This window comes from Thalassospiraceae bacterium LMO-SO8 (genome assembly GCA_031655335.1).
Lineage (GTDB): Bacteria > Pseudomonadota > Alphaproteobacteria > Rhodospirillales > Casp-alpha2 > UBA1479.
Window position 1 is genome coordinate 3288029 of record CP134226.1, and the last position, 14726, is coordinate 3302754.

Sequence of the window (14726 nt, forward strand, 5' to 3'; positions counted from 1 at the left end):
CTGCGCGGGAGGCCAAAAAAACGGAGAGGAACCGTCGTAAGACGATTCCTCTCCCTCCCCCTGCCACGCATGGCACCCGATGGCCGCGCGCAGCATTTCGATCCCATGGACAATTGTGGCAAAATTTGTTGGTTGATGCCACGAAAACTTCGCTGTTGCGCGGATCTCGGGTGCAAGTAACAGGTGCAAAAGGCACGCCCATGCATCGTCTCCCGGACTAAAAGGCCGGGGGATGGATCGAGAAACGTGCGGAAGAGGGAGAGAAGCCTAGTTCTCGGCCGGAAGGGAGGCCATTTCCAAGGTCTCCGGCCCACGCAGTTCCATGCACGGAATGTGGCGCCGCTCCAGCAGCTTGCAGGCGCGGTAGGCGTCGCGCTTGCTGAGGCCGTAAACCCGCGCCCGGTGCAGGACCTTGCCGTTCCTCTTGGTCAAGGGAACGATGGAGATCACGCCGCCGTCAAGCAGGGACGGCAGGGTGTCGCGTGCCTTCATGGCCATGCTTTCGGCCTGTTCGGACTGGGCGAAGGCGCCGACCTGGATGCCCCAGCGCGACTGCTTGTCGAACGCGACGATCCGGGGCGGCCCGTCGCCGTCGCCCTGTTCCTCCTCGCGGCCGGGGGGCGTGGGCAGGGGGGCGGGGGCCGGAATGTCGGCCTTGGCCAGCACCGGCGCACTGCCCAGTTCTGCGAAGGCACGGTCCAGGTACTTGGCCATCAGATGGTTGCGCGCACTCGACGAATTGGCGCCGAACACGACGCCGATCAGGCGCCGGCCGTCGCGTTTGGCCGAGGTCACCAGATTGAAGCCGGACGCCCGGATATAGCCGGTCTTGAAGCCGTCGACGCCGTCATAGGTGAGCAGCATCTTGTTGTGGGTCTTGTGCGACACGCCGTCGAAATCGAACCGGGTGCGCGAGAAGAAATGATAGTACTGGGGAAAGTCGCGGAGAAGCGCGCGGGCCAGTTTGGCCATGTCGCGGGCGGTGCTCATCTGCGCGCTGTGGGGCAGGCCCGAGGCATTGCGGAAGGTCGTCCGGTCCATGCCCAGGCGCCGCGCCGTCTCGGTCATTTCCCGGGCGAACTTCCATTCCTTGCCGCTGTAGTTTTCGGCCACGGCGGCGGCGATGTCGTTGGCCGACTTCACGGCCAGGGCCAGGATCGCGTCGCGCACGGAAATGGTCTCGCCGGGTTTCAGGCCAAGCTTCGACGGGGGCTGGCCGGCGGCACGGGCCGACATGCGCAGGCGGGTGTTCATGGACCAGCGGCCGTTTTCGACCGCTTCGAACATCTTGTAGAGGGTCATCATCTTGGTCAGGGAGGCGGGGTAGTTCCGCGTGTCCGCATTGACCGCGTGCAGAACCTCGCCCGTTTCGGCGTCAATGACCAAGGAGGCATATTTGGCCGCCGCTTGTCCCGGTGAAAGCACCAGGGCGGTCAGCAGAACCAGAGCGGCCGCCGCCAAAAGGCGCAGCCCCCCTCTTCGTTTAATCGGACGCGTCGTCTCAGCCATGAGAGCTCTCTTCCCCGTGTTGAGCTGTATGCCTCATTGTCGTCGTCGCGTCGTCCCCCGATTCGCCGGTATCGTAGCGGAATCCGCTTGCGGCGTCTCCAGAAATTTCGCAGCCGAATCAATATCTTCTTTAAGGATTCATCGTAAACATTTGATTAACGGACTGGTCGGCGGGGGGGGGGCGGTCCCCCTGAGCAGGCCGCGGAGGGGGCATCGATGGACATTTTGAGGACAAAAAATTGACACAAAAACAAAAGGTTACAAGAAGGATAAATTTTTGTGCAATGCATCATGCGCCCTTGACGAAAGACCGGCGCAGGGCTTATATTTCAACGATTGCTGCATTGCAGCATCACTGCCCGGCAGTGAAAAGCGGGAACCGGAGGCGCCAAAGCGCCCGGACGCCGCCAAGGATGATGTTGATCACCCGACAAAGAACCCAGATGGAGAGTACAATGGCTGAAGCCAAGAAGCCCACCGCGACCGCGAAACCCGCCGCTGCGCCCGCCGCGCCCGCCAAACCCGCCGCTGCCGCGTCGGCGCCCGCCGCCGGCCAGGTCGAGGCGGTCGCGCCTGTCGTTAAGGAGACCGTTGAAACCGTCGTCAAGGCCGGCGCCGACGTCGCTGCTAAGGGCGTTGAAAAGGCCGCCACCATGGGCCAGGAGCAGATTGCCGCGGCCGTCAAGGCCGGCGGTCAGGTGTTCAAGACTTATGAAGACGCGGTTGCCTACAACAAGGAAAACGTCGACGCCTTCGTCCAGGCCAACAACATCATGGCGAAGGGCATGCAGGATCTGAACAAGGTGCTGTTCGCCATGGCCCAGAAGAACATGGAAGAAACGGTCGACCTGACCAAGAAGATGTTCGGCTGCAAGTCGGTCGACGACATGGTCAAGCTGCAGAGCAGTCTGTTGAAGACCAATTACGCCAAGGCCTTCGACGAAAGCCGCAAGATTTCCGACATGGCCGTGAAACTGGCCGAGGAAGCCGCGGCGCCGATCGCCGGCCGTGTGACCGTCGCCGTCGAAAAGGTGACCAAGCCGATTGCCGCCTGAGGATTTTCGCCTCACCCAACGTGATGCGGCCCTGAACAAGCGCCCGGCAGTCCCTGCCGGGCGTTTTCGTTTGCCGGTTTCGGAGAGGGCGGTGACGGACGATTCTCCGGTCCGGGGCGCGCGCCGGACCGTTTTGGACGACGGCTGATCCGGTTACGGGCCGGCCTGTTGGAGAATTCCTGGACGCGGGACTTGGCGCTGGCGGGTGCTCTGCCCATATATTCTGGGACAAGCGGCAACCGCACCCCGGACCCGGGGCTTCCCCGGGCAATCCTTTTTAAATAGAATTGGATTACCGTCGGAGTGGCAGGCCGCTTCGGCGGCGCCGATGGGCGGCGGTCGCCGGCCCGAACACGGCAAGGACAGGACGGAGATGACAGGACCGACAGACCCGCCAAAATCTCCCATCGACCCGGGGCGGGACGATGACTCCGGCACCGGTTTGGCGGTCAAATCCCGCACGCGGACCAAGCGTCCGTCCATGTACAAGGTCCTGATGCTCAATGACGACTACACGCCGATGGAGTTCGTCGTTCATGTCCTCGAGCGTTTCTTCGGCATGAACAGTGAGCAGGCTACCCAAGTGATGCTGCATGTCCACCAGCGCGGGGTGGGCGTCTGCGGCGTCTTCACATATGAAATCGCCGAAACGAAAGTGACACAGGTCATGGATCTGGCGCGTCAGCATCAGCATCCTCTCCAGTGCACGATCGAGAAAGACGGCGGCGGAGATGAGGATTAGATGCTTTCACGCGAGCTAGAACAGACCCTTCACCGCGCCCTGGCCCTCGCCGCCGAGCGTAATCACGAATACGCAACCCTCGAACACCTGCTTCTTTCCCTGACCGAAGACCCGGATTCCATCGCGGTGCTGAAGGCCTGCGACGTGGAGGTCGAACGCCTGATCGCCGACCTGACCGAGTTCCTCGACAACGAACTGGCCGAGATCGACAACCCGCGCGGGCTTGAGCCCAAGCCGACGGCGGGCTTCCAGCGCGTCGTCCAGCGCGCCGTGATCCATGTCCAGTCGTCGGGCCGCGAGGAAGTGACCGGCGCCAACGTGCTGGTGGCCCTGTTCTCGGAACGGGAATCCCATGCCGTCTATTATCTGCAACTGCAGGACATGACGCGTCTCGACGCCGTCAACTACATCTCCCACGGCATCGCCAAGGTGCCCGGGCGTTCGGAGCAACGCACCGTGTCCGGCGCCGACCCGGAAGCCGAGGCCGAGGCGGTTGCCCGCAAGGGCTCGGAAGCGCTCGACGCCTATTGCACCAACCTGAACAAGAAGGCGAACGAAGGCCGAATCGATCCCCTGATCGGCCGCCACGAAGAGGTCGACCGCGCCATCCAGATCCTGTGCCGGCGCAACAAGAACAACCCGCTGTTCGTCGGCGACCCGGGGGTGGGCAAAACCGCCATCGCCGAAGGTCTGGCCAAGCGCATCGAGGACGAGGACGTGCCCGAGGTGCTGCTCGGCAACACCATTTACGCTCTCGACATGGGCGCCCTTCTGGCCGGAACCCGCTATCGCGGCGATTTCGAGGAGCGCCTGAAGAACGTCATGGCCGAACTCGAAGCCATGCCCAAGGCGATCCTGTTCATCGACGAAATTCATACGGTGATCGGCGCGGGCGCCACCTCGGGCGGATCCATGGACGCGTCGAACATCCTCAAGCCCGCCTTGCAAAAGGGCGGCCTGCGCTGCATGGGCTCGACCACCTACAAGGAATACCGCAACTATTTCGAAAAGGACCGCGCCCTGGTGCGCCGGTTCCAGAAGATCGACGTGTACGAACCGTCCATGGACGACACGATCAAGATTCTCAAGGGCCTGAAGCCCTATTTCGAGGAACACCACAACGTGCGTTACACCAACGACGCCATCAAGGCGGCGGTGGAACTGTCGACCAAGTACATCCACGAACGCAAGCTGCCGGATAAGGCCTTGGACGTGATCGACGAGGTCGGGGCGTCGCGCATGCTGCTGCCGCCGGGCAAGCGGCGCAAGACGGTCACCGTGAAGGACGTGGAACAGGTGGTCGCCAAGATCGCCCGCATTCCGGAAAAATCGGTGTCGTCCGACGACCGCAAGGCGCTGAAGAACCTGGACCGCGACCTGAAGACCATGGTGTTTGGTCAGGACAACGCCATCGAGGCTTTGGCCAGCGCCATCAAGCTGTCCCGCGCCGGCCTGCGCGAACCGGAAAAGCCCATCGGCTCCTACCTGTTCTCGGGCCCCACGGGCGTCGGCAAGACCGAGGTCGCGCGTCAGCTGTCGCACATGATGGGCATCGATCTGGTGCGCTTCGACATGTCCGAATACATGGAACGCCATTCGGTCTCGCGGCTGATCGGCGCCCCGCCGGGCTACGTCGGCTTCGATCAGGGCGGCCTGTTGACCGACGCCGTCGATCAGCAGCCCCATTGCGTGCTGCTGCTGGACGAAATCGAAAAGGCCCACCCGGACCTGTTCAATATCCTTCTTCAGGTCATGGACCACGGCAAGCTGACCGACCACAACGGCAAGTCCGTCAGCTTCCGCAATGTGATCCTGATCATGACCACCAACGCGGGGGCGGCCGACCTGGCCAAGCCGGCCATCGGGTTCGAACGTGAAACCCGTGTGGGTGAGGATACGGAAGCGATCGAGCGCATGTTCACGCCCGAATTCCGCAACCGTCTGGATGCCATTATTCCCTTCGCGGCGCTGACGCCGGAAGTCGTCGCCCGTGTCGTCGACAAGTTCATCATGAACCTGGAATTGCAGCTTGAAGACCGGGGCGTGGTGATCGAGCTGACCGACGCGGCGCGTGAATGGCTGGCCAAGCGGGGCTTCGACAAATTGTTCGGCGCCCGGCCGCTCAGCCGCGTGATTCAAGAGAACATTAAGAAGCCCCTGGCCGAGGAGCTGTTGTTCGGCAAACTCGTCAAGGGCGGCATGGTTCTGGTCGGCGTCGACGACGACAAGTTGGTGTTCGATTTCCCCGAACCGGGATCGACCCGACTCCCGGCCAAGCGCAAGAAGGGCAAAGTTCCCGCCCTGGTCGAATAGTCGGTTCCCGGTCCGGGCGGACGCAGCGTGGCGTTTTCCTTCCTTTCCGGGATCCGGGTTCTCGATCTCAGCCAATACCTGCCGGGACCGCTCGCGGCCCAGGTCCTCGCCGACCTGGGGGCGGAGGTGGTGAAGGTCGAGCCGCCGGCCGGCGACCCGCAGCGCCATCTTGATCCCATGTCGGGTCTACTCGATCCCGATGTGGTCGAAGGCGGCGACGCCTCCCCCTTCTATCAGGTGCTTAACGCCGGCAAGACGGTGACCCGCCTCGACCTCAAGTCCGAGGGCGGCAGGGCGTCGTTCCGGGACCTGGTCCGGGGCGCCGATGTTCTGCTGGAAAGCTATCGGCCCGGGGTGATGGACCGGCTCGGTTTCGGATATGACGCGGCCAAGGCCCTGAACCCAGGGTTGGTCTATTGCGCGCTGACGGGATATGGGCAAACCGGGCCGTTGCGCCTGGCCGCCGGGCATGACCTGAACTACATGGCGGCCACGGGTGCGCTCAGCCAGGCCGGAACGGCGGCGGAGCCCGCCATGGCCTGGCCGCCCATGGCCGACTGCGCCGGGGCGGTGATGTCGGCCCTCGCCATTCTGGGCGCCCTGGTGCGCCGGGGCCGGGACGGGCGGGGCGCCTTCCTGGACGTCGCCATGTCCGACTGTGTCCTGTCCTGGCAGGCCATTGGCCTGACGGCGGAAAGGCTCGGCCTCGGCAAGGCGCGGGGGGCGGCGCTATTGACTGGCGGGGCCGCGTGCTACCGGGTCTATGCCTGCGCCGACGGGCGGGAATTGACGCTCGGTAATCTGGAGCCCCGGTTCTGGGAAAACTTCTGCCGCGCCGTCGGCCGCGACGATTGGACCCCACGCCAGTGGGAGGCGCTGCCGCAATCCAATCTGATCTCCGAGGTCACGGCGCATCTCGCCGGACAGCCGTTGGATCATTGGCTGTCGGTGCTGGACGGTGTCGATACCTGTGTGCAGCCGGTCGCCGATTACGCGGGCGTCGCGGACCAGCCGCAGGTGCGGGCACGGGGCCTTGTGACGGACGATCCCCTCGGCGGGGTGCAGGTGTTGCTGCCGATCCTCGTCGACGGCCTGACCACGGGCGCGCGGGCGCCGCTGGTGCCGCGCACGGCGGAACAGATTTTACAGGATTGGGAAAACGTCTAGCGGGCGAGCTGGGGACAGTCGGCTTCGCGGGTCAGGCCGACCATGGAAGCGCCCTGCGACGACAGGCGCAGGTTGCCCTTGGCGCCGATCACGTAGGACTGGCTGCCCAGCGGCTTGCCGTTGGCGGCCATGCGAATGACCTGGGCGGCGCGGCAGGCGCGGCAGTTGTTCACCAGGAACACGCCGCCGTTGCCCTTGTCCGTTTCCAGGGTGATGCATTTCTTGTCGCTGTCGTCGACGAGCGTTTCCGGTTTCACCAGATTGGCCTGATCGCAGGGATAGATGGAACCGAGGCTGGTCCGGCCCGGGCCGCGGAACGGCAGGGGCAGGGTCATGTTGGCCATGACGTTGAACTTACGCACTTCCGGGTTGGAATAGCCCTGGCGCAGGCGGGTCACCCCGACCACCATGCAGGCGTTGCATTTGTTGACCAGAACTTCGCCCGTGCCCGTGCGGCCGTGGCGGATGCAGTCCGCGCCCGGGGCCAAGGCCGCCGCCGTGCGGATCAGGGGGTTGATCCCCATGCCTTCCGCGTCGGGCACCCGAGGTGCCGCGATGGCCGCCGCCGACAGCAGCAGCACCGCGACGAGCGCGGCGGCGGTCAGCAGGTAAATTTGCACATAGCGTTCCATAACCCCTTTACTTTAGGGAATATTGGTAAAGGAAACGTGACCGGCATCACACTTGCGCGCGATTTTCGAAAAATTTGTCTAGAAAATTGATTTTATTCTGATTTTTTAAAGGGAGAGAACGCCCCATAGGCGGACATTTCCCGCTCGATTCCCCTGGATTCGTCCTTCAGAAAGCCGGAAACGGCATCTCGGAAGCCCTTGTCGGCGATCCAATGGGCGGAAAACGTGCGGCGGGGCAGGTAGCCGCGCTGCACCTTGTGAGGGCCCTGGGCGCCGGCCTCAACCCATTTCAGGCCGTTCGCGATGGCATAGTCGATGGCCTGATAATAGCAGGCTTCGAAGTGCAGGAACTTATAGTCCGCGACGCAGCCCCAGTTGCGGCCGTACAGCGTGTCGCCGCCGCGCAGGTTCAAGGCACCCGCCACGGGCCGGCCGTCCTTTTCCACCACGATCAGGACCACGGCCCGGCCCAGGCGTTCGCCCAGCAGGGAAAAGAACCGGCGCGTCAGGTAGGCCTGGCCCCATTTCTTGTCGGTCGTGTCCATGTAGAATTGGAAAAAGGCGTCCCAATGGGCCTCGGTGATGTCGGGGCCTTCGAGGGCGCGAATGTCCAGGCCGGCGTCATGGACGGCGCGGCGCTCCTTCTTGATGTTCTTGCGCTTGCGCGATGACAGTTCGTCCAGGAAATCGTCGAAGGTTTTGAATCCCTTGTTCTCCCAATGGAACTGCTGGCCGATGCGTTGCAGGTATCCGGCATCCCCGAACGCCACCCATTCGGCCTCGGTGGGAAAGGTGACGTGCAGCGACGACACACCTAGGTTCTGGGCCAGCTGCGCCATGCCGGCGATCAGGGCAAGACGCATCTCGCGGCGTTGGCCGTCGGGCAAGGCTTGGTTGACCAGCAGGCGCGGCCCGGTCACCGGCGTGAACGGCACGGCGCATTGCAACTTGGGATAATAGCGCCCGCCGGCGCGCTCGTAGGCGTCGGCCCAGCCCCAGTCGAACACGTATTCGCCGTAGGAATGGTTTTTCAGGTAAAGCGGCGCGCAGGCGGCGATGCCGCCCGCCGGGTCCTCGATCACCAGATGCTGACCGAGCCAGCCGGTTTCCCCCGTGGCCGATCCGGAGTCCTCCAGCGCCGACAGAAAGGCGTGACGGACGAAGGGGTTGTCCGTTCCGGCACAGGCGTCCCAGGCCTCGGGCGAGACCTCGGAGAGGGATTTGACAATCTTGATGGCGACCGCGTCGCGTCCGTCGGGCATACCCGGAATTTAGCCAGTTGTATTCGGAAATGCGCGCAAATTATCCACAGAAAATGATGGAAAAAACCCGGTGTACGTGACCTCTCCATTTGAATTCATCTTATTCTAATATTAGAAAAATGATAATTACGTATCGCTAGGTTCTGGCAATGCGGACAGGCCAATCGGCAAAACCCGCGTTGTGCCAGCGGTCGGGCAGCTAGTCATGGCGCGGCTCAACAGCGCCTGGGGTGGATTGACGATCTTTAAGGGGGATAAATCATGCGCCACACTCATCCAGCACGGGCATCAAGCGATGGGCGTATGGAGTTTGCGTTGCTTCTTGCCGTCGTGCTGCTGACAGGGTGCGGGACCGCACAGGATTTGTTTATCGTCGACCGGGCCCTGATCGATAACGAACAGGCGGCGAGCGACGCGAAAGGGTTACACGCGCCGCCGCCGATCAACCTTGATCTGTTCGTCTTTCTGGATGATTTCCGCAAGGAGGTCGTCTGGGACTCAGACAAGGAGAAGCTTGTTCCCAAGAATCCCGACAATGGCGAAGGATTCAAAATCGCCTACGGCAAGGCGGTCAACGATCCGGCAAACCGTAACCGGCTGCAAGACGTCATCATGAACCGTTCGGAACAGATTTGTACCCATCACAAAGGGGCGATTCTGGCCAATTCCGCTGTGTTTAATTTCTCCACGTCGTTGCTGTCGACGATCCTATCAAGCGTATCGGCCGTGGTTGGCGGAGAGGTTGCGAAGTCGGCTATTTCGACGGCGTCTGCTTCCGTGAATGCGGCGGGCACGGCCGTCAAGGCAGAGTTCTACCAGAACTTGCTGGCGGCGGCGATCGTCAACAAGATCGTGCAGACCCGTGCGACGATCAAGCAGGGGCTTATCGAGAAACGCAAGTTGAGCATCAAGGACTACAGCGTCGATCAGGCGATCGGAGACGCCTACCTTTATCACACGGCCTGTTCCTTCTACGAAGGCCTGGTCGGGCTGACGAAAGATAAAGAAGCGCCGGTCAAGACCCGCGAAGATATCGATAAGGAGATCGACGCGCTTAAGAAAGAAAGCGAAGCGCTGCGCACCAAACTTGCGATCCCCACGGGAACTGCCGGTGCCCTGAACGCCGACGACCAGCGCGCCGCCCGGGTGCAGATCGATCTTAACAACGCGCGAATTCTGGGGTTGATGCAACAACGTGCCACGGCGCCCGGCGCGGTCAGCGCCGGTGCGGCTGGTGATGGCTCGGCCGGCAGTGGCGCGGCCGGCGATGGCGCGGCCGGGGATGGCGCGGCCGGTGGCGGTGCCACGGGCGGCGGGGTGCCCGCAGGGAAAGTCACGCCCGGAGAGCCGGTCCCCCCGCCGCAACAAAGGTAAACAGCCGTCTGCCGGCGGTTCGGATGGAGAGTCACCGGCCCGGTGTGAGTGAGGGGAGAGGAAGTTCACGATGCGGCGCATCAACGCGAAGGCGTTCAAGAACGCACCGTCCGGCGATGCGGTCATTGCCGCCTATGAGGCTATCCGGCCGACACTCAAGACCTGCGATCTGCTGCTATGTTCCGGCGATTATGCGTTTTCCAAAATCATCCGCAAGGCGACCTCCAGCGATTGGAGCCACGTCGCCCTAATTGTCCAAGCACGCGCAATCGGCCGGGTTCTGGTTCTTGAAAGCGTCGAACCTGAAGGGGTGCGGGTGGTGCCGTTTCGCAAGTATCTGTTGGATTATAAGGATGGCAAGGCGTACCCGGGTGGTATCGCGGTCGCCAGCCTGAAGGCGCAGCCGAATATTTCGGATCGCCGGGTGATGTCGAAGTTCGGTCAGCAGGCTGTCGATCTGTTCGGTTATCCTTACGACCGGGACCAGGTTTTGAAACTGGCGCTGCGTGTCGCGCAAAGCACGTTGTTCGGGGCCAATGCAGGGGCCCAGGACTTTGACAACGATAAGGAGTTCATCTGTAGCGAATATGTCGCGATCTGCCTGCGTGAATTAGGACTGGGCGAGATTCCGCCGGGACCGCACGGGTTCGTGGCGCCCGTTGATTTCGTGCCGTTGCTGACTGATTTCAAATATCTCAAGCGACCGTGATGACCGATGTCCACGCATCGGTGGCGTTCGCTGTTCCGGCGAACGCCGCCCGCAGAATCGCAAGACTCTCCACCAACCTCGGCCCCGGCCGGTTGAAGTAGCTGTTGGCGTCGGTGGCGTAGACGCGGCCTGTCCTCGCGGCATTCAAGTTCCGAAAGTCAGGATGCCGGTCCATCAACAGGCGCGCCTCCGCGGCCGATCGTTCCAATCCGAACCCGCAGGGCATGAACACGATGATGTCGGGATCGGCCTGGGCCAGGTCGTCCCAGGTGATCCAGGGCGCGTGGTCGCCGGCTTTGCCGAACACGTCTTCGCCGCCGGCCATCTCGACCAGCTCCGGCACCCAGTTGCCCGCCGCCATCAGGGGGTCGGTCCATTCGATGCAGGCGACGCGGGGGCGGGGACCTGCGGGCGCGGCAGTCAGCGCCCGCGCCCGGTCGCGCAGGCCGTCCGCCACGGCACGGCCATGATCGGCCCGGCCCAGGGCGTCGGCGACCCGTTCAACATCGGCGAACACGTCGGCGAGCGTCATGGGTTTCAACGATACGATCCGCGCAGGCGTGCCGGTCCAGCCGCACAGCGCCGCCTCGACATCGGCCAGGCTGACGGCGCAGACCTCGCACTGGTCCTGGGTGAGGATGACGTCTGGCGCGCAGTCCGCGAGCGGCCCATGAAGGACCTCGTAGACGGAGGCAGCGTCGGCCACGGCGGCCTTGACCTTGGCGTCGATCTCGGCGCTGCTGCCGGAAAGGTCCAGGCGCGGCGCCGTGCAGACGGGCAGGGTCTGGACGGCGGGCGGGAAGTCGCATTCATGGGACCGTCCCACCAGCCAGTCCGCGCAGCCCAGCGCCGCGACGATCTCCGTCGCGCTCGGCAACAGCGAAACGACGCGCTTCATTTCTCTATTCACGGCCGATTCCATCAGGACTAGTCTGCGCGCGCGGTCCGTGATCGGCAACCGCGTATGGAGGGTGGTGTGATGCGCGTGCGGCCCTTTTTGCTTTCCCTAGCTCTTTGTTTCGTCTTGATGCCCGGCGCCGCCAGCGCGGGGATGGACGAGGTTCCCCCGGAATCCCTTGGCCCGGATGCCGTCGAGAGAACCTGGAAACGGGCGCATTTCTATGTGCCCGCCGATGCCAATCCTCTGGGCACGGGCGTGCTGGGCGGTCCGCGCGACCTTGGGTCCGTGGCGCGGGCGCTGGACAGCCTCGCCAAGGGAGCGCCCCGGCCCGTGGTGGTCTATCTGCACGGCTGCGGCGGGTTCGGCAATTCGGGCAGCGTCAACGCCGGTATGTTGGCCGAGGCGGGCTTCGTCGTCGTCGCGCCCGACAGCTTCGCCCGGCCGAAACGGGTCAAAACCTGCGATTCGAAAACCCATTCCCGCGCCGGGCCGAAGGGGATTTACAAAAATGTCGTCGCCTGGCGGCTCGAGGAACTGGACCGGGCCCTTCTGGGCCTGAAGGACTTTCCCTGGGTCGATTGGAACAACATCTTCCTGTTCGGCCATTCCCAGGGCTCAAACGCCGCCGCGGCCTATCCGGGCACGGCCTTCAAGGGCCGCATCATGAGCGGCACGCGCTGCTCGACAGGTTACCAAGGGCCGCCGGAGGAGCCGGCGCTCGCGGTCTATTCGGAGAACGATCCCTGGCGCAAGGGGCGTCCCATTAAATGCCTGGATTACGTCGGCCGCACGGGGATGCAGGTCCTGGGATTGACCGGAACCCTGCATGTCGTCGCCAAGGACCCCGAAGCCAAGGCCAGAATGCTGAGTTTCCTGGGGGCGCTGATAACGCGCTGAGCCGGAAGGCGGGGTCAGCGGATTTCGAAAATCCCATCGACCTCGACGGCCACGCCGCGCGGCAGGGACGGGGCGCCGACGGCGAAGCGCGCGTGCTTGCCGGCGTCACCGAACACCTCGACCATCAGGTCGGAGGCGCCGTTGATGACCTCGGGCTGATCGGTGAAGTCGGCCGCCGAATTGACGAAGCCGCCCAGTTTGGCGACCCGCACGACACGGTCCAGATCGCCGCCGCAGGCTTCGCGCACCTGGGCGATGAGGTTGAGGCCGCAGACCCGGGCCGCCTGATAGCCGTCCTCGGTCGAGACGTCCTCGCCCAGCCGGCCGCGGCAGGTGATCTCACCGTTCCACACGCAGACCTGGCCCGACACGAACACGGTCGACCCGACCACGGTATAGGGGATGTAGTTGGCCGCAGGCGTGGACGGTTTGGGCAGGTCAATGCCCAGGTCCTTCAGACGGGCGTCGACGGTTCCGGTCATGTGGGGAATCCTTTCGTTGGGGCTGGTCATTGGATTGGGTGACCGCCCCGGCGGGGCAGGGCGGATCGGATGCGGGAGGATCAGATGTAGAAGGTGTCGTGTTCCTTGGGCGCGATGCAGATGGTGTCGCTGCCCCGTTCCTGCAACAGCTTCTGGGCCGTTTTCAGCTTGCTGTCGATGGCCGCGTCGTCCTGGTCCGGGTCGTGGTGATAGAGGTAAAGAGTCTTCACCTTGCCCCGGTCCGCCAGTTCGACGACCTTGGAAATACAGGAATGGCCCCAGGTCACCTTGGTCGCGTATTCCGCGTCCGTATAGGTTGAATCGGTGATGAGCGCGTCGGCGCCGTGCACGAATTCGGCCAATTTTTCCTCGTAATGCGGATTGTAGCCGTCGGAATTCTCGAGAAACATCTCGTTGTCCGTGACGTAGCAGATGGCGCGGCCGTTGTATTCGATGCGGAAGCCCAGGCATTGCCCCGGATGGCTCAGAAGTTTCGTCTTCACACGGATGCCGTCGACCTCGAACTCTTCTTCCTCCAGGTCACGGAAATAGACCCGGGCCGCGAATTCCTTCAGCGTGATCGGAAAGTACACGCCGTCCATCTGGGCCGAGATGATTTCGCGGATGGAAATGTCGCCCTGATTGGCGCCGAGAATCTGGAACTCGTTGCCTTGGCGGTACAAGGGCGCGAAGAACGGGATGGCGTTGATGTGGTCCCAATGGGGGTGGGAGATGAAGATGCGGCCGCGGACGTTGCGCCGGCCGTTGGCCACCAGCTTGTCGCCGAAGGTCTTGATCCCGGTGCCGCCGTCGAAGATGAAAATCTGGTCGCGCGGGAATTGCAGGGTGACGCAGTTCGTGTTGCCGCCGTACTTCAAGCTGCCTTCGCCGGAAACCGGCAGGGTGCCGCGCACGCCCCAGAACGACAGTTCGATGTCGTCGCGCAGGATGCGGTTGACCTTGTCGAGAAAGGTTGCCGCGATGATGGGTTTGCGGATGAAGCCGTGGGCGCCGAATTCATAGGCGCGGTTGACGTCGAATTCGTAGCTTTTCGCCGTCAGCACGATGAAGACCGTATCGGCAAGGCCTTCATGGCCGCGCACGAACTTGCACAACTGGAAACCATCGACATCCGGCATCATCAGATCCGAGATGACGCAGTCGGGTGCCAGGGCGACCATCTTGTCCATGGCTTCCTTGGAGTCCGTGAACGCGGTGACGCGATGACCCGCCGCCTCCAGCATGGAGGCGATGGCGTTAAGGATCATCGGGTCGTCATCGACCGCGACAAAATGGATGGGGTCGGTCTTACCTGCCATTCCTGTCCCAGTATGCCGGTGTTGATCCGGTCATCCAAAAAAAACCCAACTGTTCAAGCGAGTAGAGCCTGAACAGATTAACAATCCCTCAAAACATCGATTATCGCCGTACCCGGAAACGTATCGTCTAGGCAGGGTTTTCAGGGTTGTAGCAGATCATGCGGGACAACCGCAAACCGTCTTTCCTGTCGTTGCGGGGCATGGGAAACCCGCCTGCGGGCGGAATGCCGGCGGCGGGTGCGAAAAGGCCGCGAGGCGTCGGGACGTCAGGCCAAAAAAGAGGCGTGCGGCGAGCCGAAGCCCGCCGCACGCCCCAAGTTTCCCAGGGAGGATTCCTGAATGGATGGAATGCCGGTTCGGGGCA

13 protein-coding genes are annotated in these 14726 nt (G+C 63.1%); 7 read left to right on the forward strand and 6 right to left on the reverse strand.

Features of this window, described 5'->3' with window-relative positions; genetic code table 11:
• Positions 1–267 precede the first annotated feature (267 nt).
• A complete protein-coding gene (locus tag RJ527_15810; protein WND75489.1) occupies positions 268–1509 on the reverse strand; it encodes a D-alanyl-D-alanine carboxypeptidase in 1242 nt (413 codons plus the stop codon).
• Between the two features lie 455 nt (positions 1510–1964).
• Between RJ527_15810 and RJ527_15815 the strand changes: the two genes are divergently transcribed.
• From RJ527_15815 to RJ527_15830, 4 genes are all read left to right on the forward strand, one after another.
• Positions 1965–2564, forward strand: coding sequence for a phasin family protein (locus RJ527_15815; GenBank protein ID WND75490.1), 600 nt, complete (start codon positions 1965–1967; stop codon positions 2562–2564).
• Positions 2565–2937: 373 nt separating this feature from the next.
• Positions 2938–3306: an ATP-dependent Clp protease adapter ClpS gene (gene clpS / locus RJ527_15820; protein WND75491.1), complete on the forward strand. Its 369-nt coding sequence runs from the start codon at positions 2938–2940 to the stop codon at positions 3304–3306.
• A complete protein-coding gene (clpA, locus tag RJ527_15825; protein ID WND75492.1) occupies positions 3307–5619 on the forward strand; it encodes an ATP-dependent Clp protease ATP-binding subunit ClpA in 2313 nt (770 codons plus the stop codon).
• Positions 5620–5646: 27 nt separating this feature from the next.
• Entirely contained in the window at positions 5647–6786 is a 1140-nt protein-coding gene (locus RJ527_15830; GenBank protein WND75493.1) for a CoA transferase, read from the forward strand.
• On the opposite strand, the gene RJ527_15835 is transcribed toward RJ527_15830, so the two are convergent.
• Positions 6783–7418: a hypothetical protein gene (locus RJ527_15835; GenBank protein WND75494.1), complete on the reverse strand. Its 636-nt coding sequence runs from the start codon at positions 7416–7418 to the stop codon at positions 6783–6785. The genes RJ527_15830 and RJ527_15835 overlap by 4 nt on opposite strands.
• Positions 7419–7510: 92 nt before the next feature.
• The gene (locus RJ527_15840) at positions 7511–8680 is read right to left on the reverse strand and encodes a GNAT family N-acetyltransferase (GenBank protein WND75495.1); all 1170 of its coding nucleotides are present in this window, start codon (positions 8678–8680) and stop codon (positions 7511–7513) included.
• Between the two features lie 303 nt (positions 8681–8983).
• Between RJ527_15840 and RJ527_15845 the strand changes: the two genes are divergently transcribed.
• Both RJ527_15845 and RJ527_15850 read left to right on the forward strand, forming a co-directional pair.
• Complete coding sequence (locus tag RJ527_15845) at positions 8984–10054, forward strand: hypothetical protein (protein ID WND75496.1); 1071 nt, start codon at positions 8984–8986, stop codon at positions 10052–10054.
• A gap of 70 nt (positions 10055–10124) precedes the next feature.
• The gene (locus tag RJ527_15850; GenBank protein WND75497.1) at positions 10125–10763 is read left to right on the forward strand and encodes a YiiX/YebB-like N1pC/P60 family cysteine hydrolase; all 639 of its coding nucleotides are present in this window, start codon (positions 10125–10127) and stop codon (positions 10761–10763) included.
• On the opposite strand, the gene RJ527_15855 is transcribed toward RJ527_15850, so the two are convergent.
• Positions 10750–11661, reverse strand: coding sequence for a cobalamin-binding protein (locus RJ527_15855; protein WND75498.1), 912 nt, complete (start codon positions 11659–11661; stop codon positions 10750–10752). The genes RJ527_15850 and RJ527_15855 overlap by 14 nt on opposite strands.
• A 153-nt stretch (positions 11662–11814) precedes the next feature.
• Between RJ527_15855 and RJ527_15860 the strand changes: the two genes are divergently transcribed.
• Positions 11815–12561, forward strand: coding sequence for a hypothetical protein (locus tag RJ527_15860; protein ID WND75499.1), 747 nt, complete (start codon positions 11815–11817; stop codon positions 12559–12561).
• A 14-nt stretch (positions 12562–12575) separates the two neighbouring features.
• Here the strand turns inward: RJ527_15860 and RJ527_15865 are convergent, their stop codons facing one another.
• A complete protein-coding gene (locus RJ527_15865; GenBank protein WND75500.1) occupies positions 12576–13043 on the reverse strand; it encodes a RidA family protein in 468 nt (155 codons plus the stop codon).
• A gap of 80 nt (positions 13044–13123) precedes the next feature.
• Positions 13124–14362, reverse strand: a complete 1239-nt coding sequence (locus tag RJ527_15870; GenBank protein ID WND75501.1) for a response regulator — start codon at positions 14360–14362, stop codon at positions 13124–13126.
• Positions 14363–14726 lie beyond the last annotated feature (364 nt).

Coding starts and splice junctions, on each gene's coding strand:
- RJ527_15810 (WND75489.1), bottom strand. CDS start 1,509: ATGGCTGAGACGACGCGTCCGATTAAACGAAGAGGGGGGCTGCGCCTT.
- RJ527_15815 (WND75490.1), top strand. CDS start 1,965: ATGGCTGAAGCCAAGAAGCCCACCGCGACCGCGAAACCCGCCGCTGCG.
- clpS (WND75491.1), top strand. CDS start 2,938: ATGACAGGACCGACAGACCCGCCAAAATCTCCCATCGACCCGGGGCGG.
- clpA (WND75492.1), top strand. CDS start 3,307: ATGCTTTCACGCGAGCTAGAACAGACCCTTCACCGCGCCCTGGCCCTC.
- RJ527_15835 (WND75494.1), bottom strand. CDS start 7,418: ATGGAACGCTATGTGCAAATTTACCTGCTGACCGCCGCCGCGCTCGTC.
- RJ527_15840 (WND75495.1), bottom strand. CDS start 8,680: ATGCCCGACGGACGCGACGCGGTCGCCATCAAGATTGTCAAATCCCTC.
- RJ527_15845 (WND75496.1), top strand. CDS start 8,984: ATGGAGTTTGCGTTGCTTCTTGCCGTCGTGCTGCTGACAGGGTGCGGG.
- RJ527_15850 (WND75497.1), top strand. CDS start 10,125: ATGCGGCGCATCAACGCGAAGGCGTTCAAGAACGCACCGTCCGGCGAT.
- RJ527_15855 (WND75498.1), bottom strand. CDS start 11,661: ATGAAGCGCGTCGTTTCGCTGTTGCCGAGCGCGACGGAGATCGTCGCG.
- RJ527_15860 (WND75499.1), top strand. CDS start 11,815: ATGGACGAGGTTCCCCCGGAATCCCTTGGCCCGGATGCCGTCGAGAGA.
- RJ527_15865 (WND75500.1), bottom strand. CDS start 13,043: ATGACCGGAACCGTCGACGCCCGTCTGAAGGACCTGGGCATTGACCTG.
- RJ527_15870 (WND75501.1), bottom strand. CDS start 14,362: ATGGCAGGTAAGACCGACCCCATCCATTTTGTCGCGGTCGATGACGAC.